This window comes from Neptuniibacter sp., from assembly GCF_024231755.1.
Classification (GTDB): Bacteria; Pseudomonadota; Gammaproteobacteria; order Pseudomonadales; family Balneatricaceae; genus Neptuniibacter.
Map to the genome: position 1 here is coordinate 1 of NZ_JAAEQH010000113.1, position 597 is coordinate 597.

1 protein-coding gene is annotated in these 597 nt (G+C 50.1%); it reads right to left on the minus strand.

Annotation, left to right across the window (positions count from 1 at the left end):
• A partial coding sequence (locus tag GY843_RS06390; RefSeq protein WP_297307691.1) for a hypothetical protein occupies positions 1 to 597 on the minus strand: 597 nt, incomplete at both ends.

Sequence of the window (597 nt, forward strand, 5' to 3'; positions counted from 1 at the left end):
TGGAACATCACCAGTTCCAGAAAGACTCCGATCATGTTGCCCAGTCCGCCGGTGACCACCAGGGCCATCTTCTCGACAATCAGCCACAATACGACCATCGGGACAAAGTATAGATAGTATATGCTATGGAGTTTTACAAACCGGCGCAGATAAAAGTTTACCGAAGGTCTCAGATGTTCCATGAATTTCTGTTCAGGAACGGCCGCCAGCCTGAAACGCAGGATATCGGACAGGATTGAGCCTGAGATGAGAAACAGGTAAAAGAGAATGAGTTTTGTGAACATGCTGCCGAATGCAGCCGCGCCGTAATGCCCAATAGGATTCGAAGGCAACAAGGCCGATATCGTCAGGGCGATGATCGCCAACATTGTGTACAGGAACAGCATCAGGAATGAAATCTTCAGATTGCCCCTGAACTGAGCGCCTGATTCGGCAAAGAACTCCCTGATATCGACTCCGGAGGTGGACAGGAAAGTATGGTATATCCCGCCGTTAAGGAATTGCTTGAAGAGAAACACCGCGACGGAGTAGAATATCAGCACCGCCACGAAAATCGACAAGGCACCCTCGTGCCGATGCAGCAGCTCAGCGATTACA